This window comes from Marinobacterium nitratireducens (genome assembly GCF_014645375.1).
In the GTDB taxonomy this organism is placed as follows: domain Bacteria; phylum Pseudomonadota; class Gammaproteobacteria; order Pseudomonadales; family Balneatricaceae; genus Marinobacterium_A; species Marinobacterium_A nitratireducens.
Window position 1 is genome coordinate 246,038 of record NZ_BMLT01000005.1, and the last position, 22,870, is coordinate 268,907.

Genomic DNA, 22,870 nt, shown 5'->3' on the forward strand with positions numbered 1-22,870 from the left:
AAAGTCAATTAAAAACATAGACTAAGGAACCAACGAACAATCGCCCACTACGCCAGAGCAGCCATGACTGAATCAGACCGGATTGCCGACCTCGAATCCCGTATCGCTTTTCAGGAAGACACCCTCGACAAGCTCAACGATGTCGTCTCCCGCCAGGAACTCGAAATCGAACGGCTGACCCAGATGATCCGTATCATCAACAGCCAGCTTCGCCAGCTCGACCCCGGCAACGGCGGCGAACAGGGGGACGAAACCCCGCCCCACTACTGATGTCGCAACGCAAATCGATCCGCCGCAAACTGCTGCGGGCCCTGGTACCCGCCACCGTCATCGGTGACGAAAACCTCGGCGGTGGCAGCCACCGCCTTTACGTACTGGAGCAGGACCGCTGGAGCCATCGCCAGCTACTGCTCGATCAGGCGCAACGCGCCGGGGTGCTGTTAGGTCCCTCGCAGATACTCTGTGCGCGCCGCAACGGCGAGCCGGTGCTGGCGGAACAGCTGGAGCAGCTCTGCCGCCACTGCGCCGAAGATCCGGGCTACCGGCTCGAGCTGATACCGGTCTCGATCTTCCACGGCCGCCTGCCCATTCGCGAAACCTCGTGGCTGAACCTGCTGTACGCCGAGTCCTGGGATCAGGGCGGACGCATCGGACGGGTACTGCAATTGCTGGTCAATGGCCGCCAGACACTGATCCATATCGACCCGCCCCTGCGGCTGCAAGCGCTGCGCGAAACCGAGCAGGATGCCGGCAGGCTGCTGCGCAAGGCGACGCTGATGCTGCAACAGCATTTTCGTACCCGGCGCCGCGCCGTCGTCGGCCCCGACCTGTCACACCGCCGTACCCTGATGTCACTGATTCTGCGCCATCCCCAGGTACGCCGGGCCATCGCCGGCAGGGCCCGGGAACGGCGCGAGAGCGAACGTGAGGCCGAGCAATACGCGCAGCGCGAGCTGAACCGCATTGCAGCCAACTTCAGCCCGGTCACCACCCGACTGCTCTATCCGCTTTTCAACGCGGTCTGGAAGCGCCTCTACGACGATGTCGAGGTGCTGGGGCTGGAACCGCTGCGCGAGCTGGCGCTCGATCACCAGCTGGTCTACCTGCCCTGCCACCGCAGCCACCTGGACTACCTGCTGATGTCCTGGGCGCTGTACCGCCATGGCCTGATGCTGCCCCATATCGCCGCCGGAGAGAACCTCGACCTGCCGCTGGTCGGCGGCATCTTGAAGCGCGGTGGCGCCATCTTCATGCGTCGCAGCTTCCAGGACGACCCGCTCTACCATGCGCTCTACCAGCAGTACATGACGCTGATGGCGCAGCACGGACACGCGCTGGAATACTTCATCGAAGGGGGGCGCAGCCGCACCGGACGCCTGCTGCCGCCGCGTGCCGGCCTGCTGACCATGACGCTCGATGCCTGGCGCGCCCGGCCGGAGAAACCGGTCGCGCTGGTTCCGGTATGGATCGGCTACGATCGGGTCGTCGAAGCCCACAGCTATCAGCGCGAGCTCGAAGGCGCCGAGAAACGAAAGGAAAGCCTCGGTGGCCTGGTCGCGGCCCTGGGCGTGCTGCGGCAGAAGTTCGGCCGCGTAACGCTGAGCATCGGCGAGCCGATGCCACTGGAGCAGCATCTCGACCTGCGCCAACCGACGCGCGCTCAGGTACCCGCAATCACCCAGCGGATCATGAGCCATATCAACGGCGCCGGCGCACTGACCGAAAGCGGCGCCCTGGCGACGGTGCTGTTGGCACAGCTGCGCCTTACGATGTCGAGCGCGCAGCTGCACCCGGTGCTGATGCGGCTGCAGGAACTCGCGCAGGCGCTTCCCAACGCGCCGGCCACCGTGCCCGACAGTACGCCTGCCGCCTGGATCCGCGCGGCCGCCGCTCGCGGTCAGCTGGACACCGACGGCTCCCGGACGTGGCTGAACGCGGGCCAGGCAAGAGAGATGACTTTCTACCGCAACAACATGATGCATCTGTGGACATTGCCGGGCCTGTGCCTGCTGCTGGTGCGCCGCAGCGACAACCCGCTGCCACAGCTGATCACCCTAATGCTCAAGGTGCTCTACCCCTACCTGCGCAGCGAACTGTTCCTGCCCTGGGACGACGACGACTTCACCCCGGCCGCGGCCCGAACCCGGCAGGCACTGATCGCCCGGGGGCTGCTGCGGCTGGACGGCCGCCGGCTGGTGGCGGAAGAGTCCGACGCCGCCCTGACACTGATGCGCACGGCCGAACCGGTTCTGCTGCGCTACTATGCCCTGTTTCGCCTGCTCGAGCGCCGCGGTGCGATCGAGATGCCGGCGCTGCTTGACGCCTCCCAGGCACTCACCGAACGGCTGCAACGCGAATTCGGTTTCGATTCTCCCGAGTATGCGGACCGGCGCGTGCTCAGGGGCTTCATCGATCTGCTGCTCGATCGGGCAATACTGCGTTGCGACCGGGACCGCGTCGCGTTCAACACCGATGTAGACGGGTTGATGCGCCAGGCGCGTCAGGTTTTGACCGCCCACCTGGTGGCGTTCATCGACGAGCAGCTGGATGAGGTATAGCGTTGGTAGGGTGCCCTGAGTGTAACGAAGCGCACCATCAGGCAACGTGACGGGTGACGGGTGACGGGTGACGGGTGACGGGTGACGGGTGACGGGTGACGGGTGACGGGGGGAATTGTAGAGCCCGGTCTCCGGGCGAATAGAGGCGTTAGTCGTTAGGCGCGCACAGTGCCCGCGGGACAGGATTTTTCGTAGGAGCCGCGCCTCGCGGCGAACCGTTCTGGCACGGTGGTTGTTCGCTCGCAGAGCGGGCTCCTACAATTAGCGGCCGTCCCGTTACCCCTCACCCCAGCTTCTTCAGCGCATAGATATCGAAGCGGCCGGACTTGCCCTCGAGCTGATAGCTCGGCGCCGGCCCCGGAATGACCGGCGCCTTGCGCGGGCGCTTGACCACCACCCGGTTGCAGGCGGCCTCCAGCGCAGCGGCGAGCAGTGCTTCGGCGTCGCTATCGTCGCCAACCAGGTCGCGAAACAGGCGCATCTCCTTTTTCACCGCCGCCGACTTGTCGGAATGCGGGAACATCGGATCGACGTAGACCACCTCGGGCGCCGAGGCCGCACCGGCCTGTCCGCGCAGCCAGGCGATGCTGTCGGCCCGCACCAGATGCATGCGCGCGACGATATCCGCGGTCTCCGCCACCTGCGACGCCCGCGCCAGTCCGTCGGCCAGCAGCGCCTGGATCACCGGCACCCGTTCGATGAGCTGCACCTCGCAACCCAGACTTGCCAGGACGAAGGCGTCACGCCCGAGGCCTGCGGTGACATCGGCCACCCGCGGTCGTATCCCGGACTTGATGCCAACCGCCTTGGCAATCTGCTGACCGCTTCCCCCGCCCTGGCGCAGCCGGTGCCCGACGGCGCCGCCGACGAAGTCGACCCAGACAGGCCCGGGCGCCTTGCGCCCGGTCTGCTGCAGCTGCAGTCCCTGATCGGTCAGGCGCAGCAGGCAGTTGTGGTCGTCGCAGTGTTCGGGAGCGGCACCGAAGACTACCGGTATCCCCAGTTCCGCACCCAGCGCCTGGGCTTGCGACTGCCGCTCAGGGCAGTCGTACCCGACCGCCAGCGAAAAGGAGTCTGTCATGGCCCCTCCATCAGCCGGCGAAGTAGACGCCGAGCAGCGCCACGCCCAGCGCCAGCCGGTAAATCACGAACGGCAGCATGCCGATACGGTTGAGCCAGCTCAGGAACAGCGTGATGCAGACCCAGGCACTGACCGCGGCCAGCAGCGCGCCAAAACCGACCAGCTCCCAGCTCTCCACCGAGCCGGCCTTGTAAAGATCCATGCCCTTGAACAGGCCGGCTCCCAGAATGATCGGAATCGACAGCAGAAACGAGAAGCGTGCCGCCGCCTGGCGTTCGAGTCCCAGCATCAGACCCGCGGTAATGGTGATGCCGGAGCGGGAGGTGCCCGGAATCAGCGCCAGCGCCTGCGCCAGCCCGATGGTAACGGCGTCGCGCAGGCCGAGAGTATCGAGCCGGCGCGACTCGGTGCGCCGGCTGTCGGCGTACCAGAGCAGAACACCGAAGATCAGGGTGGTGCCGGCAATCACCAGAATCGAGCGGGCGTAGTGCTCGATCAGGTCGTTGAGGAAGAATCCGGCCAGCACCGCCGGGACCGTCGCCAAAGCCAGGTACCAGGCCAGCGCCGCCTCGGTGCTGCGACGCCCTGCCAGAGATGCCAGCCAGGCACCGATCAGCGCCGTCAGGTCACGGCGGAAATAGAACACCACCGCCGCCAGGGTGCCGACGTGCACGCCGACATCGAACGCCAGCCCCTGGTCAGGCCAGCCGAGCAGCTGCGATGGCAGTATCAGGTGCGCCGAACTCGAGATCGGCAGAAATTCGGTCAGTCCCTGGATCAGCGCCAGCATGGCGGCCTGGAAAAAGTCCATGCTACTGCTCGTCCTTCTTCTTCCAGGTCCCTTCGCGCAGGTAAACCGGCAGCCCTTCCTCCGGGGCCAGCCCGCGTCCGGCCAGCAGGTCGCGTTCGGCCAGCGGCAGCATGGCGCCGGCAGACGGGTAAACCTCGATGATTGAGGCCCCCTGCAGACCGTCCTGAACACTGGCGCTCATCTGGTCGAGGTAGTTGAAGCCGGGCCCCGCCGCAAGCCAGGGCTTGAGCGAGGGCAGGAAGAGTTCGTCGGGGGCGCAGACCTGCTCGGCCACCAGCGCATTCGGCACGCCGCAGATCAGTTCGTAGGCGCACCAGTAGATTTCGTCCATGCGCGCATCGAGCGCCGCAACGATCCAGTCGCGCTGCTGCTCGCGTCCCTGCTGCAGCGCCATCGCCTCCAGTGTCGACACCGGCAGGACCTTGAGGTCGGCGGCGAACGCCAGGCCCTGGGCGACACCGGTGGCGATACGTATGCCGGTGAAGGAGCCGGGACCGCGACCGAAGGCGACGGCGTCCAGCTGCGAGGGGGCAAGGCCCGCCTCGGCGAGCAGCGCCTCGGCCATCGGCAGCAGCAGCCTGGTGTGCTCGCGCGGCGCGAGGCGAAAATCCTCCCGCACCTCGCCGTCGACCCAGAGGGCGACGGAACAGGCGTCGGTGGACGTATCCAGCGCAAGAATCTTGCTCATTGATACCTACTTCGATTCAGACAGAGGTTAAACGGTTGAGTCCTGAACAGGCCGTCGGTGTCAGCGTTACGGCGCTTCCCCCAGCAGGGCGTCGCCCCAGCGCGACAGCAGCGTCTGCTCGATGCCGATCTGATTGAGGATGCGGGCGACGATGAAGTCCACCATATCCTCGACCGACTGCGGCCGGTGATAAAATCCGGGGCTGGCGGGAATCACCACCGCCCCCATGCGGGTCAGCTTCAGCATATGCTCGAGGTGGATTTCCGAATAGGGCGCCTCGCGCGGTACCAGTATCAGGCGCCTGCGCTCCTTGAGCGCCACATCGGCGGCACGCTCGATCAGGTTGTTGCTGGCGCCGGTGGCGATCGCCGAGAGGCAGCCGGTGCTGCACGGGCAGACGACCATTGTCGCCGGCGCGCCGGAGCCCGAGGCCACCGGCGCCATCCACTGCTCGCGCCCGAACACCCTGAGCTGATCCGGCGCGGCGCTGTAAAGCTGGCCAAGGAAGGCTTCCTGCTCCGCCGGCCGGCCCGGCAGGTCGACGTCGCTCTCGGTGGCAATCACCACCTGGGCTGCTTTGGAGATCATCAGCATCACCTGAACGTCGGCCGCCAGCAGGCACTGCAGCAGACGCAGCCCGTACTGGGCACCGGAGGCGCCGGTAATCGCCAGGGTCACACGCTGCCGGCTGTCGCTCACGCCTGTTTCTCCTCAAGGGCGGCGACGAGGCGCTGATGAATCCCCTCGAAGCCACCGTTGCTCATGATCAGAATATGACTGCCGGGCACGGAATCGCGGACCAGCTCGGTGATCAGACGTTCGGTATCGCGCGCCAGCGACGCCGGCACCGGACTTTCCGCCGCCACGCTGTCGAGCGACCAGTCGAGCCCGGCCGGCTGATACCAGTACACCCGGTCGGCCGCCGCCACCGACGGCGCCAGCGCGGCCCGGTGGGCGCCGAGACGCATGGTGTTGGAGCGCGGTTCGATCACCGCGGTCACCGGCGCCGCGCCGACCCGGGCGCGCAGCCCCTCGAGCGTGGTGGCGATGGCGGTCGGATGGTGAGCGAAATCGTCATAGACCGAGACGCCGCCGACCTCGGCCACCAGCTCCATTCGGCGCCGGACCCCGCCGAAACGGCACAGCGCCTCGATGGCGTGCTCGGGCCGTACCCCGACATGGCGCGCGGCCACCAGCGCCGCCAGCGCATTGGACACATTGTGCCTGCCCGTATGCGCCCAGTCGACGACACCCTGGGACTCACCCCGGTGCAGCACCTCGAAACGGCTGCCATCGTCGCTGAGCAGCCGCGCCTGCCACTCGCCCTCGCCGAAACCGGTGCGCACCAGTGGCGTCCAGCAGCCCTGGGCGACGACCTCGTCGAGCGCCGGCTGGTCGTGCGGCACGACAATCTGGCCATTGCCCGGCACGATCCGCAGCAGATGATGGAACTGCCGCTGAATCGCCGCCAGATCGGGAAAGATATCCGCGTGGTCGTACTCGAGATTGTTCAGGATCAGGGTGCGCGGATGGTAGTGGACGAACTTCGAGCGCTTGTCGAAAAAGGCGGTGTCGTACTCGTCGGCCTCGATAACGAAGAACGGCGAATCGCCCAGGCGCGCCGAGACCGGGAAATCCTTCGGCACCCCGCCGATCAGAAATCCCGGTGCCATGTCCGCCTGCTCCAGCAGCCAGGCCAGCATGGTTGCGGTGGTGGTCTTGCCGTGGGTCCCGGCCACCGCCAGCACCCAGCGGTCGCGCAGCAGTTCCTCCGACAGCCACTGCGGGCCGGAGGTATAGCGCAGCCCGCGATCGAGCACGTACTCGACGCAGGGATTGCCGCGCGACATGGCGTTGCCGACGATCACCAGATCCGGCGCGGGGTCGAGCTGCGCCGGATCGAAGCCCTGGATCAGGTCGATCCCCTGCTGCTCGAGCTGAGTGCTCATTGGAGGGTAAACATTGGCGTCACACCCGGTCACCCGATGGCCGAGCTGCTTCGCCAGGATTGCCAGCGAGCCCATGAAGGTGCCGCAGATGCCGAGAATGTGGATATGCACGCAACCAAATCCTGTTCAGAAAGTCTGGCGCAGATGATAACCGTTTTTTCACCGGGGCACCGCATCGGTGGCGCAACAGCACATCAGGATCGGGCGCAGAGGTCCAGGACCGCACTTACGACGGCCAGGCTCGACACACCGGAGGAAAGCGCCCGCCCAAAGGCCAGGATTCGCGCGACTGCCCCGAAGAGCTCCAACCGGGGTTGCGCGCAGGCTCTCTGGTCTACAATAAGTGGGCGCCAAACCATGCATTCGGCTGCCGATTCCCGTACAATTGCGCGCCGAATCCCGTTCCAAAACCTCGAAGGTCAAAACAGAACAATGCAGCTCCTGAGCTCGTTCCTGAAACACCGCAAAACCGACGAACAACTGGTCGAACTGATCGAAACCCTGATGGTCGCGTGCAAGGAAATTGCACTTCAGCTGCGCGAAGGCGCGCTGGCCGGTGTTCTGGGCACTTCCGAGAACGTCAACGTGCAGGGCGAAACCCAGAAAAAACTGGATATCATCGCCAACGACGTGCTGAAAAAGGTGTTGCTGGACAACCCGCTGGTCGCGGGCCTGGCCTCCGAGGAAGAAGACGATCCGGTCGCCGGCAACCGCGAAGGCCGTTTCCTGGTGACCTTCGACCCGCTGGACGGCTCGTCCAACATCGACATCAACGTGTCGGTCGGCACCATTTTCTCGATCCTCGAGCTGCGCGAAGGCGAGGATCCCGCCAGCCACGGGGCCTACCTGCAGAACGGCCGCAGACAGCTGGCCTCCGGCTATGTCCTGTACGGCCCGTCCGCGGTGCTGGCGCTGACCACCGGCCAGGGCGTCAACTTCTTCACCCTGGCGCACACCGGCGACTTCATCCTGACCCAGGAAAATGTTCAGGTGCCGGCGGAAACCAGGGAATTCGCCATCAACATGTCAAACCAGCGTTTCTGGGAGCCGTCGATGCAGAGCTACATCGGCGACCTGCTCAAGGGTAGCGACGGCCCGCGCGGCAAGAACTACAACATGCGCTGGATCGCGTCGATGGTCGCGGAGGTTCACCGCGTGTTGACCCGCGGCGGCATCTTCACCTACCCCTGGGACGAACGCGAACCGCAGAAGCCGGGCAAGCTGCGCCTGATGTACGAAGGCAACCCGATGAGCCTGCTGATCGAACAGGCCGGCGGCCTTGCCAGCACCTGCTACTCGCCGATTCTCGACGTCGAGCCGACCGAAATCCATCAGCGCGTTTCGATCGCCCTGGGCTCGCGCCACGAGGTCGAAGCCCTGCTGCGCTACCATACGCCGGACCAGTGACCCGTAACCGACAGCGGCCTTAAGTCGTATTCATAGACAGGGCCGCTGCCGGGTATAATCCAACGCTGACTCTACGCTTTCCCCATAATCAGAAACAGGAATACTCGCATGAGCTTTGCTAAAGTGCCTGCCGGCAAAGAACTGCCCAACGATCTCTACGTGATCATCGAAATCCCGGCCGAGAGCTCGCCGGTCAAATACGAAATCGACAAGGATGCCGATGCCATCTTCGTCGACCGTTTCATGGCCGCGCCGATGTTCTACCCGGCCAACTACGGTTACGTCAACAACACCCTGGCCGACGACGGCGACCCGCTGGACGTGCTGGTCGTTACGCCGCACCCGGTCATGACCGGTTCTGTTATCCGCTGCCGCCCGGTCGGCATCCTGAACATGACTGATGAGGCCGGCGAAGATGCCAAGCTGGTTGCGGTACCGCACCAGAAGCTGAGCCAGGCCTACAACGATATCAACGATATCGACGACCTGCCGGAACTGCTGAAGGAGCAGATCGGCCACTTCTTCGAGAACTACAAGACGCTCGAGAAAGGCAAGTGGGTCAAGGTGGAAGGCTGGGCCGGCGCCGACGCCGCGCGCGAAGCCGTGACCAAGGCCGCTGCCGCCTACGAAGCCCAGAAGTAATGCATTCGTGACGCGTGACGGGTGACGCGTAACCCGTCACGCGTTACGCGTTACCTGCTTTGCCCCGCCAGTTTGACCTCCCCTTCCTCCACTACGTCGACATAGGGCAGAAAGCGCCCGAGATCCAGCCGTGCACTGAGCTCGTAGCTGACGCTGTCGCGCTGCGTCTGCATCAGATCCGCCAGCAGGCGAATGCCGTTGAACAGGTCCGCCGTGGTCGTTACACGGATATCCGCCTCGCCGTATCCCGGCACGGTCGGCAGATCGTTGGCGACGCCGTTGAGCAGCTTGCGCCCCTCCAGTGACACGCTGTAAACCATGCCTTCCAGACTGAGTGCATCGCGGTTAGGGTTGATCACGTGCAGGCCGATTTCGAAGCGCGGCACCATACCCTCGGACGGCAGCGCCCGGAACGATGTCACGCTGACCTCAGGCTTCTGAAAATTCGGTTGCACGGCGGCACAGCCCGCCAGCAGCAGTACCCAGCACAGCATTATCGCCCTGTTCAGGCTGATCATTCGGTTTTCTCCCTGTGGTGTCATTATCCCGACCCTTGTAGCACGGTATGCAATCCCGCCTTAATGCCCGATGTATCAGTCGCTCCAGTCCAGTATCACCTTGCCGCTCTCGCCCGACAGCATGACGGCGAAGCCGGCCTCGAAGTCGGCAACCGGGAAATGGTGCGTGATCACCGGGGAAAGGTCCAGCCCACTCTGCAGCATCGCCACCATCTTGTACCAGGTTTCGAACATTTCCCGGCCGTAGATGCCCTTGATCTCCAGCCCCTTGAAGATCACCTGGTTCCAGTCGATGGCGGTGTTCTCGGGTGGAATTCCGAGCAGCGCGACCTTGCCACCGTGGTTCATGCGCTCGAGCATGGTCTTGAACGCCGACGGCACGCCGGACATTTCCAGCCCGACATCGAAGCCCTCCTGCATACCGAGGTCATCCATCACTTCCTTGAGAGACTGACGCTCGACGTTGACCGTGCGCGTCGCGCCCATCTGCTTGGCAAGGCCCAGCCGGTAGTCGTTGATGTCGGTGATCACCACGCTGCGAGCGCCGACATGGCGCGCAATCGCCACCGCCATCACGCCAATGGGACCGGCTCCGGTGATCAGCACATCCTCGCCAACCAGATCGAAGCTGAGCGCAGTGTGGGTCGCGTTGCCAAACGGATCGAAGATGGCCGCAAGGTCATCGGAAACATCGTCCGGTATCCTGAAGGCGTTGAATGCCGGAATCACCAGATACTCGGCGAAGGCCCCCTCCCGGTTGACACCCACCCCGACCGAGTTGCGACACAGATGGCGGCGCCCGGCACGGCAGTTGCGGCAGAAGCCGCAGGTGATGTGCCCTTCCCCGGAAACCCTGTCGCCGATCTTGAAGCCCCTGACCTCCTGGCCGATTTCGACGATCTCGCCGACGTACTCGTGGCCGACGTGCATCGGTACCGGAATCGTCCGCTGCGCCCAGGCATCCCAGTTCCAGATATGGATATCGGTGCCGCAGATGGCGGTCTTGCGAATCCGGATCATGACGTCGTTGTGACCCAGCACGGGCCGGCGCGTGCGCGCAAGCGTCAGCCCCGGCCCCGCCTCGAGCTTGCAAAGCGCTTTCATCGCAGCGCCCCCAGCTCGCGCCCGGTTCGGGCGAACGCCTCGATGGCACGGTCGATCTGTTCATCGCTGTGGGCCGCGCTCATCTGGGTGCGGATGCGCGCCTGCCCTTTCGGCACCACCGGGTAGGAGAAACCGATAACGTAAATGCCCTCGGCCAGCAAGGCCCCGGCCATGCGCCCGGCCAGCGCCGCATCGCCGAGCATCACCGGCACGATGGGGTGACCGGCGCCGGCCAGTTCGAAGCCGGCAGCCGCCATGCCGGTACGAAAGCGCTCGCTGTTGCGGCGCAGCCTCTCGCGCAGTGCCCTGCCCTCATCACTGTCGAGCAACCGCAGTACCTCGATCGAAGCGACGACGATAGCCGGCGCCAGGCTGTTGGAGAAGAGGTAGGGTCGGGAACGCTGACGCAGCAGCTCGACGATCTCGCGTCGACCCGAGGTAAAGCCGCCGGAGGCACCACCGAGCGCCTTGCCGAGGGTACCCGTGACGATATCGACCCGGTCCTGCACGCCGCAGTATTCGGGCGTACCGGCCCCGCGCCCGCCGACAAATCCCACCGCGTGGGAGTCGTCCACCATCACCAGAGCGCCGTAACGGTCCGCCAGCTCGCAGATCGAGCCAAGGTCGGCGATCACGCCGTCCATCGAAAACACCCCGTCGGTGGCAATCAGCCGGTAGCGGGTACCGTCGGCGACGGCCTGCCTGAGCTGCGCTTCGAGGTCGTCCATGTCATTGTTGCGATAACGGTAGCGCCGAGCCTTGCACAGGCGGACGCCATCGATAATGGAGGCATGGTTGAGCGCATCCGAAATCACCGCGTCCCGCTCGCCGAGCAGGGTTTCGAACAGACCGCCGTTGGCATCGAAGCAGCTCGAATAGAGGATGGTGTCTTCGGTGCCGAGCAATCCCGACAGCGCCCCCTCCAGCGTTTTGTGCGGCGACTGGGTGCCGCAGATAAAGCGCACCGAAGCCATGCCGAAGCCGAACTGCTGGAGCCCCCGGGTCGCGGCCTCGATCAGCCGAGGGTCGTCGGCAAGACCGAGATAGTTGTTGGCGCAGAAATTCAGTACTTCACGGCCGTCGCTCAGGCGGATCTGCGCCGCCTGGGGACTGTCGAGCACCCTCTCGTCCTTGTAGAAGCCGTCGGCCCTGATCTGGTCGAGCTGGGTCTGCAGGTCGTGCAGGAAGGCATCTCTCATCTCGACATCCCCCTGGTCTCGATAACAGCCGGACAGGTATCCGGCCACTGCTCCAACCATAGCAGCCGAAGCGCCCGGCCGCCGGTGGCCAGTCGTTGGCATCTCCACTCGACAGGCCTCGCCACAGACCCAATACTGGTGCATGCTTAGGGGTCTATCAATAATGCCAACAACGATACATCTTTCGGAAAGCAGCGATGGATCTAAACCTGAGTCTCCAGCAGGCGCGCGTGATCGGCGCGCTGATCGAAAAGGAAATCACCACCCCGGACCAGTATCCGCTGTCGCTGAATGCGCTGACACTGGCCTGCAACCAGAAAAGCAACCGCGACCCGGTGCTCGAACTTGAAGAAAGCACGGTACAGGAAACGCTGGACGAGCTGGCAAAATTGCGGCTGGTGAAGGAAGAAACGGGCTTCGGCAGCCGGGTATCCAAGTACAAGCACCGCTTCTGCAACACCGAGTTCGGAGAGCTGCAGTTTACCGGGCAGGAACTCGGCATCATCTGCGTGCTGCTGTTACGCGGGCCCCAGACCCCCGGGGAGTTGCGCACCCGCACCAACCGGCTGTGCAGTTTCAGCGACGTGCAGCAGGTCGAGAAGGTGCTGGAAAAACTGCTGGCACGTGACGACGGTCCCTTCGTGGCACGCCTTCCGCGCGAGCCCGGCAAACGCGAGTCGCGCTACGCCCATCTGTTCAGCGGCGAAGTCACGGCCGCCGAGCCGATGACGGCAGCGGCCCCCGCAACGACGCCCGTCGACGAGGATCGCCTGACGGCACTCGAGCAGGAGGTGGCAAATCTGCGGGCCGAAGTGACGGAGTTGCGGGAGCTGCTCGAGGACCTTACCGGCTGAGGGGTAAGTTCGGGTGGGTCAGGTGACCCTGGATCAGCAGCGTCCCTTCTTGGCCTGTCCCGGCGGGCAGAAGGTAGACCGGTTATGCCGATCGTCCCCGTAGTAGTGGTGCTCCTCCCGGTACTCGCGGTATTCCCGCTCACCGCGATGACGATCGTCACGGTAGTCTTTGGTATTGGCCGAGGTACCGACGGCGGCGCCGATGCCGGAACCGATCACCGCACCCTCTCGGCCGCCGAGTTCCGCACCGATGGCACCGCCGACGGCGCCACCAATGGCGCCACCGACAGCGGAGTCCACGGTCAGGTCGCCGGCAAACGTAACGGCCGGCAACAGGGAAAATACGGCGATTGCGATTGTCGATTTTTTCACAGCGACTTACTCCCGCCCGCCCCTTCGAAGGGCGCGGGCATCATTCAGATGGTATACAGATTCTAGTCGTCGGTACGGGCGTTAGCGCCAGTGGTGGCCGTGATGGCCGTGGTAACCATAGTGGCGACGATGGTGCTTTTTCCAGTGCTTGCGCTTGTGATGATGGCGATAGCGGCGATCGCGCTCGTAATAATGACGCTCGATCACTACGTGGCGCTGCGCCGGGCGATACTCAGGACGGTAGTCCGGCCGGTAGTCCGGTCGGTAATCCCGGTATCTATCCTGATACTCACGGGTACCCACCGCAGTGCCGACCACGGCACCAAGGCCGGCCCCCAGAACGGCACCGTCGCGACCGCCCATCTCGGCACCAAGCGCACCGCCGATTGCCCCGCCCAGGGCCCCGCCTATGGCCGATTCCGTGGTCAGATCGCGGGCCATGGCCGTCGCCGGCAGCAGCGTCGCCAGCAAAAATGTCAGTAGAAACTTTTTCATGCGACTCTCCCTCTTCTGGCAGATCAGAGACCCGTCGGGGCCCTGTGCAACTGATGCCCATGAAACACCAGTGCAACTGAACCGGGCATGAAGACCACAGTGAAAGAAGCGGACTCTGTGGTAATGTCTGGGAACACCCGCTCGATACGGGTATCGAAACGGATGTTGCCAGCCACCGACAAGGAGACCCGCACCATGCTCAAACTCTACGGCCTGCCGCTCAGCAATTACTACAACATCGTCAAGCAGGCGATGCTGGAAAAGGGCATCGCCTTCGAAGAGGTGCCGGCACCGCCGTCACAAAAGCCCGAATACCTGGCGAAAAGCCCGATGGGGAAAATCCCCTGCCTCGAAACGGAGCAGGGGTTTCTTTCCGAAACCAGCGCCATTCTCGAGTATCTCGAAGAAACGCACCCGGTACCCAAGCTTTATCCCGCCGCGACCTACGAGCGCGCCAAGGCGCGTGAGATTCAACGCATCGCCGAGCTGTACCTGGACGCCCCGTCACGCCGCTTTCTGGGACATATTTTCTTCGGCGCCCCCCTGTCGGAAGAGGCCAAGGGCGAAGTGCGCGCGGATGTGGAAAAGGGACTGGCCGCGCTCGGTCGGGTCGCCCGCTTCGAGCCCTGGGTCGCGGGCAAGGACTTCAGCTATGCCGATATCGTGCTGCTGTACTGCCTTGGTCTGACCCGCTCGATGATGAACGCAGTCTATCAGTGGGACCCGCTGCAGAATGAGCCCGAGCTCCGGGCCTGGCTGCAGCTCGCAAGCGAACGCGATCACAGCAGGCAGCTGCTGGCCGCCCAGCAGCAGGCGATAATGGATATGAAAGCAGGCAAAAAGCCGACGCCCTGAGCAGCGAGACAGTCTGCCGATCATGCGACAAAAAGCCGGCCCCTTGCGAAGCCGGCTTTTTAGTCGAAAGCTGGCACGATGCCGTCAGTTCGGCTCGCCCTGAATAGCCCTGACTGCGGCGCGGGCCGCCGCGTTGACCGCCACGACCAGCGGTGCGTCGAACTGCGGCTGCAATCGCAGTGCGGATGCGGACAACGGTCCCCCGCCCATGATTACCGCTGTGGCCCCATCCTTGTCGAGGGATTCGCGCACCGCACCCGCAAGCGCCGCATCAAGCTTCTCCGGCGACTGAACCAGGACCAGCGGATCGCCCGATGTGACTCTGACGCCGCGATACAGGTGCTCGTAACCCAAGGAGGCGGCTTTTTGCCTGAAGGACTCGATCAGGCCCTCGTCCGGCGTCACGGTCACGATGCCGAATGGCCGGTCGCCGCGCGCGGCTTCGTGAAACACTTCCTCGCCGATACCGAACACCGGAATCTCCACCGCCGCGCGAAGCTCCTCGAGCCCCGGATCGCTGAAAGCCGACACGATGATCGCAGCCACCCGCTCATCCCTGGCGGCCTCAACCCCGACCGAGACCACGCCGGGAACGGCATCGATCATGTCCTGCGGCGTCGTCAGCAACGGCGGAGCGTCCGTATTGCTTCTCCCCACCACGTCCGCCACGCCCTGCGTCTCGAGCCGCGCGAGCGCGACCATCGACTCGGTTGCCTTGGCGTTGGAGTTGGGGTTGATCAGAACGATGGTTTTGGCACGGCTTTCGGTTGGTACAGGGGGCATCGACTCATCCTGTCCGGCCTGGACCGTCGAGGATAATAGACAGGCGCCCAACAGGAAACCGATCGATCGTCTGGCCAGGGCAGCGCTTAGCCGGAGCTTTGTCATTTTGTTGTATCTCCAGGTTGTGACGGAAGTAAGAGCGAGAAAAAGCCCCGCGCATCGACGGGGCGGGAGGGTTACTGGCGAAAGCGCGCGCAGGCGGACCAGTTGGTCATCAGCAGGTAGTAGGTCACACCGGCCGGTATCAGGCTGGCGTACCAGGATACCGACGAGAACCAGAGCGCGACGACAGCGCCGGCCAGCGAGGCGATAACGGCCGCGTAGTTGATGCCCCGGTAGGGACCGTTCTCGTCATACAGGTTTTCCAGGTTCAGCTTCTGGCGGCGCAGGATAAAGTAGTCCACCACCATGACCGCGAAGATCGGGCCCAGGAATGCCGAGTAGATCTGCACGAACATCTGCAGGCCGGCGGCGGACTCGTCCTTGACCAGCTCCCAGGGAAAGGTGCAGAAGGCCAGCAGACCGACGATGATGGTAGCGGTGCGGAACTTCAGCTTGAACACGTTCATCAGGATGTAGGTCGGCGGCACCACGTTGTTGAGCACGTTGGTGGTGACCTGGGCAAAGGCGATGAACAGCAGCGTGGTGACCAGCAGCAGCTGGTTGTCCACGGCATTCGCGAACACCTGGACCGGATCGGAAATGCCGGTAGCGCCGGAAACCATGAGGCCGATCAGGCCCATGAACAGGGTGCAGGGCAGGATCGACATGGCGTACAGGGTGGACAGCACGCCGCGGCCGGTGCCTTCCTTAAGCTCACGGGAGTAGTCGCTGACGTTCAGCATCATGGTGCTGTAGATACCGAGGAACAGCATGGTGGCCCCCCAGAACGGCAGCCCCCAGGTGCCTTCGATATTCACCAGCTGGGTGCTGATGGCATCGCCGTACTTGTCGACGACGCTGTAGAACATGTACACCAGCGAAACCAGGATAAAGCCGCTGCCGATATTCTCCAGCCACTTGATGCCCTTGAAACCGAACATCGAAAGGCCGATCTGCAACAGCTGAAAGGTGATGAAGTAGAAAATCAGATTGTCGAAGCCGAGCAGTGTCGCCGAAACCGCATTGAGGGCACCGGCACCGACCCAGCTCTGGAAGCCGTACCAGACGATGGCCGGCACCGCCCTGACCAGACCGGGAAAGTGAGTACCGCCAAAGCCGAAGGCACTGCGGGCCTGGACAATGAACGGGATGCCGTACTTGTAGCCGGCGGCGCCGTTGAGCGCCAGCGCGATACCGATGACGAAACAGCCGATGGCGATGGCAAGACACGCCTGCAGCAGGTTCAGGGTGCCGACGATGCTGGAGCCCATGGTGAAGGTACCGATGGAAACGCAGCCGCCGAACCAGGCCAGCAGGTAGGACAGCCGGCCCATGATCCGGGTTTTCTGCGGCGCCAGCGATTCTTCGCCAGCATGCTTGGTTTCGATAACACCATCCACGGGCAGATCTGCCTGTAGTACCTGATCGTTACTCATAGTGTTGTCCTCATGGCGCGGGCCGCAACCCGCCTTGTTATTTTTGTAGTAATTCCCGGACCCGTTGATTGCCCGGATCTACGGGATTCAGCCCCCGGTGCCCGACAGGCGCGCGAACTCCCCGCTGAAGGTCTTCGGTCGCGGATAGTCCAGATCGCCGAACTTGCTGGTCTCCAGTCCCAGGCTCACCAGCGACTCGGCCAGCTTGACCGCAGCGGTCACCCCCTCGACGATCGGCAGCCCGACCTCGCGGCGGATTTCATCGGTCAGGTCGGCCATGCCGCCGCATCCCAGCACGATAGCCCCGATATTGTCCTCGGCCTTGGCGCGCAGGCATTCCTCGATGATCCGGTCCAGCGCGGCGCGGCCGTCGTCCTCCAGGTCCAGCACCGGTATTTCCGCCGCGCGCACGCGGCGGCAGTGGTGGGCGAAGCCATACGACTGCAAAAGGTGCTCCGCGATGATGCCGGTGCGCCCCAAAGTGGTGACGATGGAAAAGCGGGTGCTGATCAGCGTCGCCATATGGAAAGCGGCCTCGGCGATCCCGATGACCGGAGCCCGGGTCAGTTCTCGCGCGGCCAGCAGGCCGGGATCGCCAAAACAGGCCACGACGTAGGCGTCGGTCTGTTCCCGCTCTCCTGCAAGCACCTCTTCGGCAACGCCGACTGCGCTGACCACCTCGTCGAAATGGCACTCGATCGAGACGGGGCCGCTGTGCGGATTGGTGGCGAGGATCCGCGTGCCGGGCGAGGCGACCCGCTGTGCCGCCTCCCCGATCTTGGCGGTCATGCCTGCCGTGGTGTTGGGGTTAATTACTCGAATCTGCATGGTGGTGTTACCTGTTTCCGTTCAGTGCCCTTTCGTTTTACACAATAAACAAAGTTATGTACATACTATTGAACATGATTGTTAACAATACGCACCAGCTAAATTATGAATTACAAATAATGATAAAGACAGGGAGCAACCAGCAGAATTCTATTTTTTATTTATAAAAATCAAACAGTTAAAGACTGAAAATCGAGAGCATAAAGATCGAAGAATACAGGGATCCATCATGAACGGTATCCAAGCATTCCGGCATTAGGTTGCAGAATTCGCAGGATGGTGAAGGGTTTCCGGATGCAGGGCAGCCTGCGGCAACATCATCTATCCTTGTATTGCACCGTGCCGAGACCGCCCTCCCGGAGGATACCCATGTTCCTGAAAGAAAAATCCAGTGGCCACCTGATCGAGGTCCTGTCGCTGCAGGACCTGTTCAACCCCTTCCAGTCGACCGTGAACGGCCGTTACAACCATGGCGAGGAAGCCCAGGAGCCCGAAGATTTCGACAAGCAGGACCTGATCTTCCTCTCGGGCGAAGCCCTGCCCCGCTGCTGGACCGACGACCATTATCGGGATGCCGAACTCAGGCGCTGAGAGGAACAGTCAGTGCCCACTTGCCAGCCTTTCCATCTCGGGCTAGGGTCTGGCCTTGATCAGAGCTAAGGAGAACGCCGTGGGCCTGGGATCCATATTGAAAAAACTGCTGGGTGGCACCGATGAGGGCGCCGGGGAAGAAAGCCTTGGCGACGCGATCGAGTACAAGGGGTATCGGATCTACCTGAAGGCACGACCGCTGGACGGCCAGTTCGGCGTCGGTGGAGTGATTCGCAAGGAAATCGACGGCGAGACCCGCGAGCACCTCTTCTTCCGTGCAGACCAGCTCCCGAGCCGCGAGATGTGCGACGAACTCACGTTGCAGAAAGCGAAACAAACGATCGATCAGCAGGGCGACGATATCTTCGGAAGACCGTAGTCAGGTGTGTTGGGTTCACTGGCATTTGCTCCTGCAATGCCGGCATTTCTGCAGTCCATTGCAGTCGCTGCGCCGCTGGACCCAACCTACGAGAGCTTGTGGTATCACGCTTTTGTAGGATGCGGTGGAGCGCAGCGCAACCCATCACCCCGGCACTGCCCGCAGCGTATGGTGGATCCATCACGCATGTTGGGTTACGCGGACGGCATTTGCTCCTGCAATGCCGGCATTTCTGCAGTCCATTGCAGTCGCTGCGCCGCTAGACCCAACCTACGAATCGCGCGGATGCAGCCAGGTCGGCAGCAACGAGTAGGGATCCAGCTCCAGGTTCCGGTCGAAATCCACGCCGGCGCGCGCCAGGCGCTGCTGCAGTTCACCACTGCGAAATTCGTCGAACACCTCGGTACAGCCGCCGACGAACTCCCCGGCCACGAACACCTGCGGTATCGTGACGCAACCGGTACGGTCGTTCAGCGCCGCGCGGATGGCGCCGCCGCGGTTATCGGCCTGGTACTCGGTGCTGTCGAGATCGACGGAACGATAGTCGATACCGCAGCGCGCGAACAGTTTGCGCAGCGACCAGCAGAACTCGCACCATTCGAGCGCGAACATCACCACCGGTCGGTTCGGATCGTTCAGCACCTCGTCGACGAACGCCTGCGCATCGGCGCTTGGCGCCACCGTCGTCGCCTTTGCCGCCGGTGGCGGCGCGCTTGAACGGTCGAAACGGAAACCCGGTGTCGAGCGGGAGATCTCCAGCTCCTCCTCGGTCATCTCGGTTTCGATATCGGCAAACAGCGGCGTGCTGAGATAACGCTCGCCGGTATCCGGCAACATGCAGAGAATATGGCTACCCGGGTTACAGCTGCGGGCAAGTTCGAGCCCACCTGCGAGCGTCGCACCGGCGGTAATGCCGCAGAATATCCCCTCCTGACGTGCAAGCTCCCGCGACAGGCGCAGCGCGTCGTTCCCGGCTATCGGCATCACCTGATCGACATAGCCGGACGCGACTGCGTCCTCGGTCAGCCGGGAAATGAAATCCGGCGTCCAGCCCTGCATAAGATGGGGGCGGAACCCCGGATGGCTCGCCGCCGGAGCCCCGTCGTCGGTGCGCGCCTGAGCGACGCCACTGCCAAGCAAAGGCGAGTTGTCGGGCTCGCACACCACCACGCGGGTAGCGGGGCTGCGTTCGCGCAGCACACGCGCCACGCCCTTGAGCGTGCCGCCGGTACCGAATCCGGTGACCCAGTAATCGAGCCGGGTGTCGGCGAAATCCTCCAATATTTCGACCGCCGTGGTGCGGGAATGGAAATCGGCGTTGGCCTCGTTTTCGAACTGCCGGCACAGGAACCAGCCGTGCTTTTCGGCCAGCTCGACCGCTTTGGCCAGCATGCCGCTGCCCTTTTCCGCCGCGGGCGTCAGCACCACCCGAGCGCCGAGAAAGCGCATCATGCGCCGGCGTTCGACGCTGAAGTTCTCGGCCATGGTCACCACCAGCGGGTAACCCTTGCAGGCGCAGACCATCGCCAGGCCGATGCCGGTGTTGCCGCTCGTCGCCTCGACCACCGTCTGCCCGGGCCGCAACGCACCGCGGCGCTCGGCATCCTCGATAACACCAAGCGCCAGGCGGTCCTTGACCGAGCCCATCGGGTTGAACGCTTCGAGCTTGACGTAAAGATTTACGCCCTCAGGACCCAGTCGGTTGATCCGCACCACCGGCGTTCGCCCGACGGTCTCCAGTATGCTGTCGTATCGCCGGCCCATGAGTTGTCTCCAGGTGCCATCGACTTTCTCTTAGCATAGCCGAAACGGCAAAATCCGGATGTCCGGGACCAGCCTCGTCTACACTCTATTTCTGACCGTTGAAGACATTTGATCCAAGCGACAACCACAGGAGTACAGGCATGGCCAACGAAGGCTACCATGAGCCCATCAACGAACTGTCCGACGAAACCCGCGACATGCACCGCGCCATTACCTCGCTGATGGAGGAACTGGAGGCGGTCGACTGGTACAACCAGCGCGTGGATGCCTGCAAGGACGACGAGCTTCGCGCCATTCTCAAGCACAACCGCGACGAGGAGAAGGAGCACGCGGCAATGGTGCTGGAGTGGATCCGACGCCGCGATCCCACCCTCGACGCCGAACTGCGCGACTACATCTTTACCGAAAAGCCCATCGCACATGATTGAAGGCGGTGCCAAAACTTCCACAAGGTTGGGTCTAGCGCCGAAGGCGCGTAACCCAACACCCGTGCCGGCCGACGACAATCGATCTGTACGGCGATCGATATGATGGGGCCGCGATGCCCGGGCGGCGGCGCAAGAGGGGAAGGACCAGGGTCGCATCGCTTGACCCATCCTAGGTTTCGCTTGCCGCCTGCGGGTGCCGGCTCGCCGCTTCCCGCTGCTGCTGCTGGATCCGCCAGAGGTGCGCGTAGGTGCCGTCGTGGCCAAGCAGTTCGGCATGACTGCCCTGCTCCACCAGGCGCCCGTCCTGCATCACCAGAATATGATCGGCGTCGACGATGGTCGACAGCCGGTGCGCGATCACCAGACTGGTCTGGCCGCGCGATACTTCGCGAATCGCCCTCAGGATACTGCGCTCGGAACGGCTGTCCAGTGACGAGGTGGCCTCGTCGAATACCAGAATCGGCGGGCGCTTGAGAATGGTACGGGCAATGGCGACACGCTGCTTCTCACCGCCGCTGAGCTTGAGGCCGCGTTCACCCACCAGTGTTCCGTGGCCGTCCGGCAGCCGGGCGATGAAATCGTCCAGATGCGCCAGTCGGATCGCTTCGTCCACCTCAGCCGGCGTCGCGTCGATGCGGCCGTAGCAAATGTTGTCGTAGATCGAGGCGTTGAACAGCACCGTATCCTGCGGCACGATGCCGATCGCCCGGCGCAACGAATCCTGCGTCACAGAGCGGATATCCTGGCCGTCAATCAGAATGGTGCCGCCATCGATATCGTAAAAGCGGAACAGCAGTTTCACCAGGGTCGACTTGCCGGAACCGCTGGCGCCCACCACCGCCACCTTCTGCCGCGGTCGTACCTCGAAGCTGACGCCGTCGAGGATCTGCCGCTCGGGCCGGTAGGCGAAATCCACATCGCGAAATTCGATCCGTCCGTCTGCGACGCGAAGCGCCTGCGCGCCGGCGCCATCCCGGATGCGGGGCTCGCGCCGCAGCAACGCGAACATGCGCTCGATATTGGCCAGCGATCCTTTCATCTCGCGATAGACGAAACCGAGAAAGTTGAGCGGCATGAACAACTGCATCATGAAAGCATTGATCAGCACGAAATCCCCCAGCGTCATGTTGCCGGCGACGACGTTGCGCCCCGCCAGCACCATCATCGAGGTCATCGCCAGCGCGATGATCAGCGCCTGACCGCCATTGAGCGCAAACAGCGTCAGCCGGTTCTTGCGCCGTGCCTGCTCCCAGGCAGCCAGGTCGCGGTCGTACCGCTGCGCCTCGTAGCTTTCATTGGTGAAGTACTTCACGGTTTCGTAATTCAGCAGACTGTCGATGGCGCGGGAGTTGCTTTCGGAATCGGCGCGGTTCGCTGCGCGCACGTAGCCGGTACGCCAGTCGGTGGCGACGACCGAATAGGCGACATAGACGATCACCGCCACCAGCGTGATCAGCGCGAACCAGGCCGAATAGTTCGCCAGCAGCAATCCCACCACCAGCGCAATCTCGAACAGCGTCGGCACGATGTTGAACACCATGAAGCGCATCAGGAAACTGACTCCCGATACGCCGCGCTCGATATCGCGGGACAGGCCACCGGTACTGCGATTGAGGTGAAAATCCAGTTCCAGGTCGTGCAGGTGGCGGAACACCCTAAGGCCGATGCGACGCATCGCCCGCTCGGTGACGCGCCCGAACAGGGTGTCGCGGATCTCGCCGAACAGCACGTTGGCAAAACGCACCGCGCCGTACGCCAGCAACAGCCCCAGCGGCAGCGCCACCAACGCACCCTGCTGGGCGTCGAGCGCGTCGACCGCGTGCTTGAGGATAAAGGGCATTCCCACACTGGCGCATTTGGCCGCGACCAGGCATGCCAGCGCCAGGCCGATCCGGAGGCGGTATTCGAGCAGGTAGGGAATCAGCGACCTGAGTGTCTGCAGATTGAAGCGGACATCGTCATCGTCGGGATGATAGGAGGAACGGCGGCGCATCGGCAGGATTCCGGGACTGAGTTGCCCAACACT

The 22,870-nt window shown here is 63.4% G+C and carries 24 protein-coding genes; 9 read left to right on the top strand and 15 right to left on the bottom strand.

From position 1 onward, the window contains the following. Nucleotides 1–63: 63 nt before the first annotated feature. Nucleotides 64–270, top strand: coding sequence for a SlyX family protein (locus IEX85_RS11465; protein WP_188860728.1), 207 nt, complete (start codon nt 64–66; stop codon nt 268–270). Next, a complete protein-coding gene (gene plsB, locus IEX85_RS11470; protein WP_188860729.1) occupies nt 270–2,558 on the top strand; it encodes a glycerol-3-phosphate 1-O-acyltransferase PlsB in 2,289 nt (762 codons plus the stop codon). Before IEX85_RS11465 ends, plsB begins: the two co-directional genes overlap by 1 nt. Before the next feature lie 283 nt (nt 2,559–2,841). Here the strand turns inward: plsB and IEX85_RS11475 are convergent, their stop codons facing one another. The 5 genes from IEX85_RS11475 to mpl form a co-directional block, all read right to left on the bottom strand. Then, entirely contained in the window at nt 2,842–3,639 is a 798-nt protein-coding gene (locus IEX85_RS11475; protein WP_188860730.1) for a class I SAM-dependent methyltransferase, read from the bottom strand. A gap of 10 nt (nt 3,640–3,649) precedes the next feature. Further along, entirely contained in the window at nt 3,650–4,450 is an 801-nt protein-coding gene (locus tag IEX85_RS11480) for an undecaprenyl-diphosphate phosphatase (protein WP_188860731.1), read from the bottom strand. 1 nt (nt 4,451) lies between these two features. Beyond that, nucleotides 4,452–5,138: a tRNA (adenosine(37)-N6)-threonylcarbamoyltransferase complex dimerization subunit type 1 TsaB gene (gene tsaB / locus IEX85_RS11485; RefSeq protein ID WP_188860732.1), complete on the bottom strand. Its 687-nt coding sequence runs from the start codon at nt 5,136–5,138 to the stop codon at nt 4,452–4,454. A gap of 66 nt (nt 5,139–5,204) precedes the next feature. Beyond that, nucleotides 5,205–5,837: a flavin prenyltransferase UbiX gene (locus IEX85_RS11490; protein ID WP_188860733.1), complete on the bottom strand. Its 633-nt coding sequence runs from the start codon at nt 5,835–5,837 to the stop codon at nt 5,205–5,207. After that, entirely contained in the window at nt 5,834–7,198 is a 1,365-nt protein-coding gene (gene mpl, locus IEX85_RS11495; RefSeq protein WP_188860734.1) for a UDP-N-acetylmuramate:L-alanyl-gamma-D-glutamyl-meso-diaminopimelate ligase, read from the bottom strand. The genes IEX85_RS11490 and mpl overlap by 4 nt, the downstream gene beginning before the upstream one ends. Nucleotides 7,199–7,519: 321 nt before the next feature. On the opposite strand from mpl, the gene IEX85_RS11500 reads away from it, so the two are divergent. Continuing rightward, nucleotides 7,520–8,494, top strand: a complete 975-nt coding sequence (locus tag IEX85_RS11500; protein WP_188860735.1) for a class 1 fructose-bisphosphatase — start codon at nt 7,520–7,522, stop codon at nt 8,492–8,494. A gap of 108 nt (nt 8,495–8,602) precedes the next feature. Continuing rightward, nucleotides 8,603–9,136 carry an inorganic diphosphatase gene (ppa, locus tag IEX85_RS11505; protein ID WP_188860736.1) on the top strand — a complete coding sequence of 178 codons (534 nt, stop codon included), beginning with the start codon at nt 8,603–8,605 and terminating at the stop codon, nt 9,134–9,136. A 50-nt stretch (nt 9,137–9,186) separates the two neighbouring features. On the opposite strand, the gene IEX85_RS11510 is transcribed toward ppa, so the two are convergent. From IEX85_RS11510 to IEX85_RS11520, 3 genes are all read right to left on the bottom strand, one after another. Then, a complete protein-coding gene (locus IEX85_RS11510) occupies nt 9,187–9,654 on the bottom strand; it encodes an LEA/WHy family protein (RefSeq protein ID WP_188860737.1) in 468 nt (155 codons plus the stop codon). A 75-nt stretch (nt 9,655–9,729) separates the two neighbouring features. Beyond that, nucleotides 9,730–10,758, bottom strand: a complete 1,029-nt coding sequence (gene tdh, locus IEX85_RS11515; protein WP_188860738.1) for an L-threonine 3-dehydrogenase — start codon at nt 10,756–10,758, stop codon at nt 9,730–9,732. Beyond that, a complete protein-coding gene (locus IEX85_RS11520; protein ID WP_188860739.1) occupies nt 10,755–11,957 on the bottom strand; it encodes a glycine C-acetyltransferase in 1,203 nt (400 codons plus the stop codon). The genes tdh and IEX85_RS11520 overlap by 4 nt, the downstream gene beginning before the upstream one ends. 197 nt (nt 11,958–12,154) lie before the next feature. On the opposite strand from IEX85_RS11520, the gene IEX85_RS11525 reads away from it, so the two are divergent. Continuing rightward, a complete protein-coding gene (locus tag IEX85_RS11525) occupies nt 12,155–12,811 on the top strand; it encodes a YceH family protein (RefSeq protein WP_188860740.1) in 657 nt (218 codons plus the stop codon). A 33-nt stretch (nt 12,812–12,844) separates the two neighbouring features. On the opposite strand, the gene IEX85_RS11530 is transcribed toward IEX85_RS11525, so the two are convergent. Both IEX85_RS11530 and IEX85_RS11535 read right to left on the bottom strand, forming a co-directional pair. After that, complete coding sequence (locus tag IEX85_RS11530; protein ID WP_188860741.1) at nt 12,845–13,183, bottom strand: YMGG-like glycine zipper-containing protein; 339 nt, start codon at nt 13,181–13,183, stop codon at nt 12,845–12,847. 81 nt (nt 13,184–13,264) lie between these two features. After that, nucleotides 13,265–13,678 (bottom strand): YMGG-like glycine zipper-containing protein, encoded by a 414-nt coding sequence (locus tag IEX85_RS11535; RefSeq protein ID WP_188860742.1) that lies wholly within the window; start codon nt 13,676–13,678, stop codon nt 13,265–13,267. 195 nt (nt 13,679–13,873) lie between these two features. On the opposite strand from IEX85_RS11535, the gene IEX85_RS11540 reads away from it, so the two are divergent. Further along, a complete protein-coding gene (locus tag IEX85_RS11540) occupies nt 13,874–14,533 on the top strand; it encodes a glutathione S-transferase family protein (protein ID WP_188860743.1) in 660 nt (219 codons plus the stop codon). 84 nt (nt 14,534–14,617) lie between these two features. On the opposite strand, the gene IEX85_RS11545 is transcribed toward IEX85_RS11540, so the two are convergent. The 3 genes from IEX85_RS11545 to IEX85_RS11555 form a co-directional block, all read right to left on the bottom strand. After that, on the bottom strand, nt 14,618–15,316 hold the full coding sequence (locus tag IEX85_RS11545) for an aspartate/glutamate racemase family protein (RefSeq protein ID WP_188860744.1): 699 nt from the start codon (nt 15,314–15,316) through the stop codon (nt 14,618–14,620). A gap of 176 nt (nt 15,317–15,492) precedes the next feature. Continuing rightward, complete coding sequence (locus IEX85_RS11550; protein ID WP_188860745.1) at nt 15,493–16,854, bottom strand: NCS1 family transporter; 1,362 nt, start codon at nt 16,852–16,854, stop codon at nt 15,493–15,495. An 87-nt stretch (nt 16,855–16,941) separates the two neighbouring features. Next, nucleotides 16,942–17,682, bottom strand: coding sequence for an aspartate/glutamate racemase family protein (locus IEX85_RS11555; RefSeq protein WP_188860746.1), 741 nt, complete (start codon nt 17,680–17,682; stop codon nt 16,942–16,944). Nucleotides 17,683–18,051: 369 nt separating this feature from the next. Between IEX85_RS11555 and IEX85_RS11560 the strand changes: the two genes are divergently transcribed. Both IEX85_RS11560 and IEX85_RS11565 read left to right on the top strand, forming a co-directional pair. Then, nucleotides 18,052–18,273 carry an acetyltransferase gene (locus tag IEX85_RS11560; protein ID WP_188860747.1) on the top strand — a complete coding sequence of 74 codons (222 nt, stop codon included), beginning with the start codon at nt 18,052–18,054 and terminating at the stop codon, nt 18,271–18,273. 79 nt (nt 18,274–18,352) lie between these two features. Continuing rightward, complete coding sequence (locus IEX85_RS11565) at nt 18,353–18,652, top strand: HlyU family transcriptional regulator (protein WP_188860748.1); 300 nt, start codon at nt 18,353–18,355, stop codon at nt 18,650–18,652. A 270-nt stretch (nt 18,653–18,922) separates the two neighbouring features. On the opposite strand, the gene IEX85_RS11570 is transcribed toward IEX85_RS11565, so the two are convergent. After that, entirely contained in the window at nt 18,923–20,416 is a 1,494-nt protein-coding gene (locus IEX85_RS11570) for a pyridoxal-phosphate dependent enzyme (RefSeq protein WP_188860749.1), read from the bottom strand. 140 nt (nt 20,417–20,556) lie between these two features. Between IEX85_RS11570 and IEX85_RS11575 the strand changes: the two genes are divergently transcribed. Next, nucleotides 20,557–20,844, top strand: a complete 288-nt coding sequence (locus tag IEX85_RS11575; RefSeq protein WP_188860750.1) for an encapsulin-associated ferritin-like protein — start codon at nt 20,557–20,559, stop codon at nt 20,842–20,844. Between the two features lie 169 nt (nt 20,845–21,013). Here IEX85_RS11575 and IEX85_RS11580 read toward each other — a convergent pair whose 3' ends face one another. Continuing rightward, nucleotides 21,014–22,837 carry an ABCB family ABC transporter ATP-binding protein/permease gene (locus IEX85_RS11580; protein WP_188860751.1) on the bottom strand — a complete coding sequence of 608 codons (1,824 nt, stop codon included), beginning with the start codon at nt 22,835–22,837 and terminating at the stop codon, nt 21,014–21,016. Between the last annotated feature and the right edge of the window lie 33 nt (nt 22,838–22,870).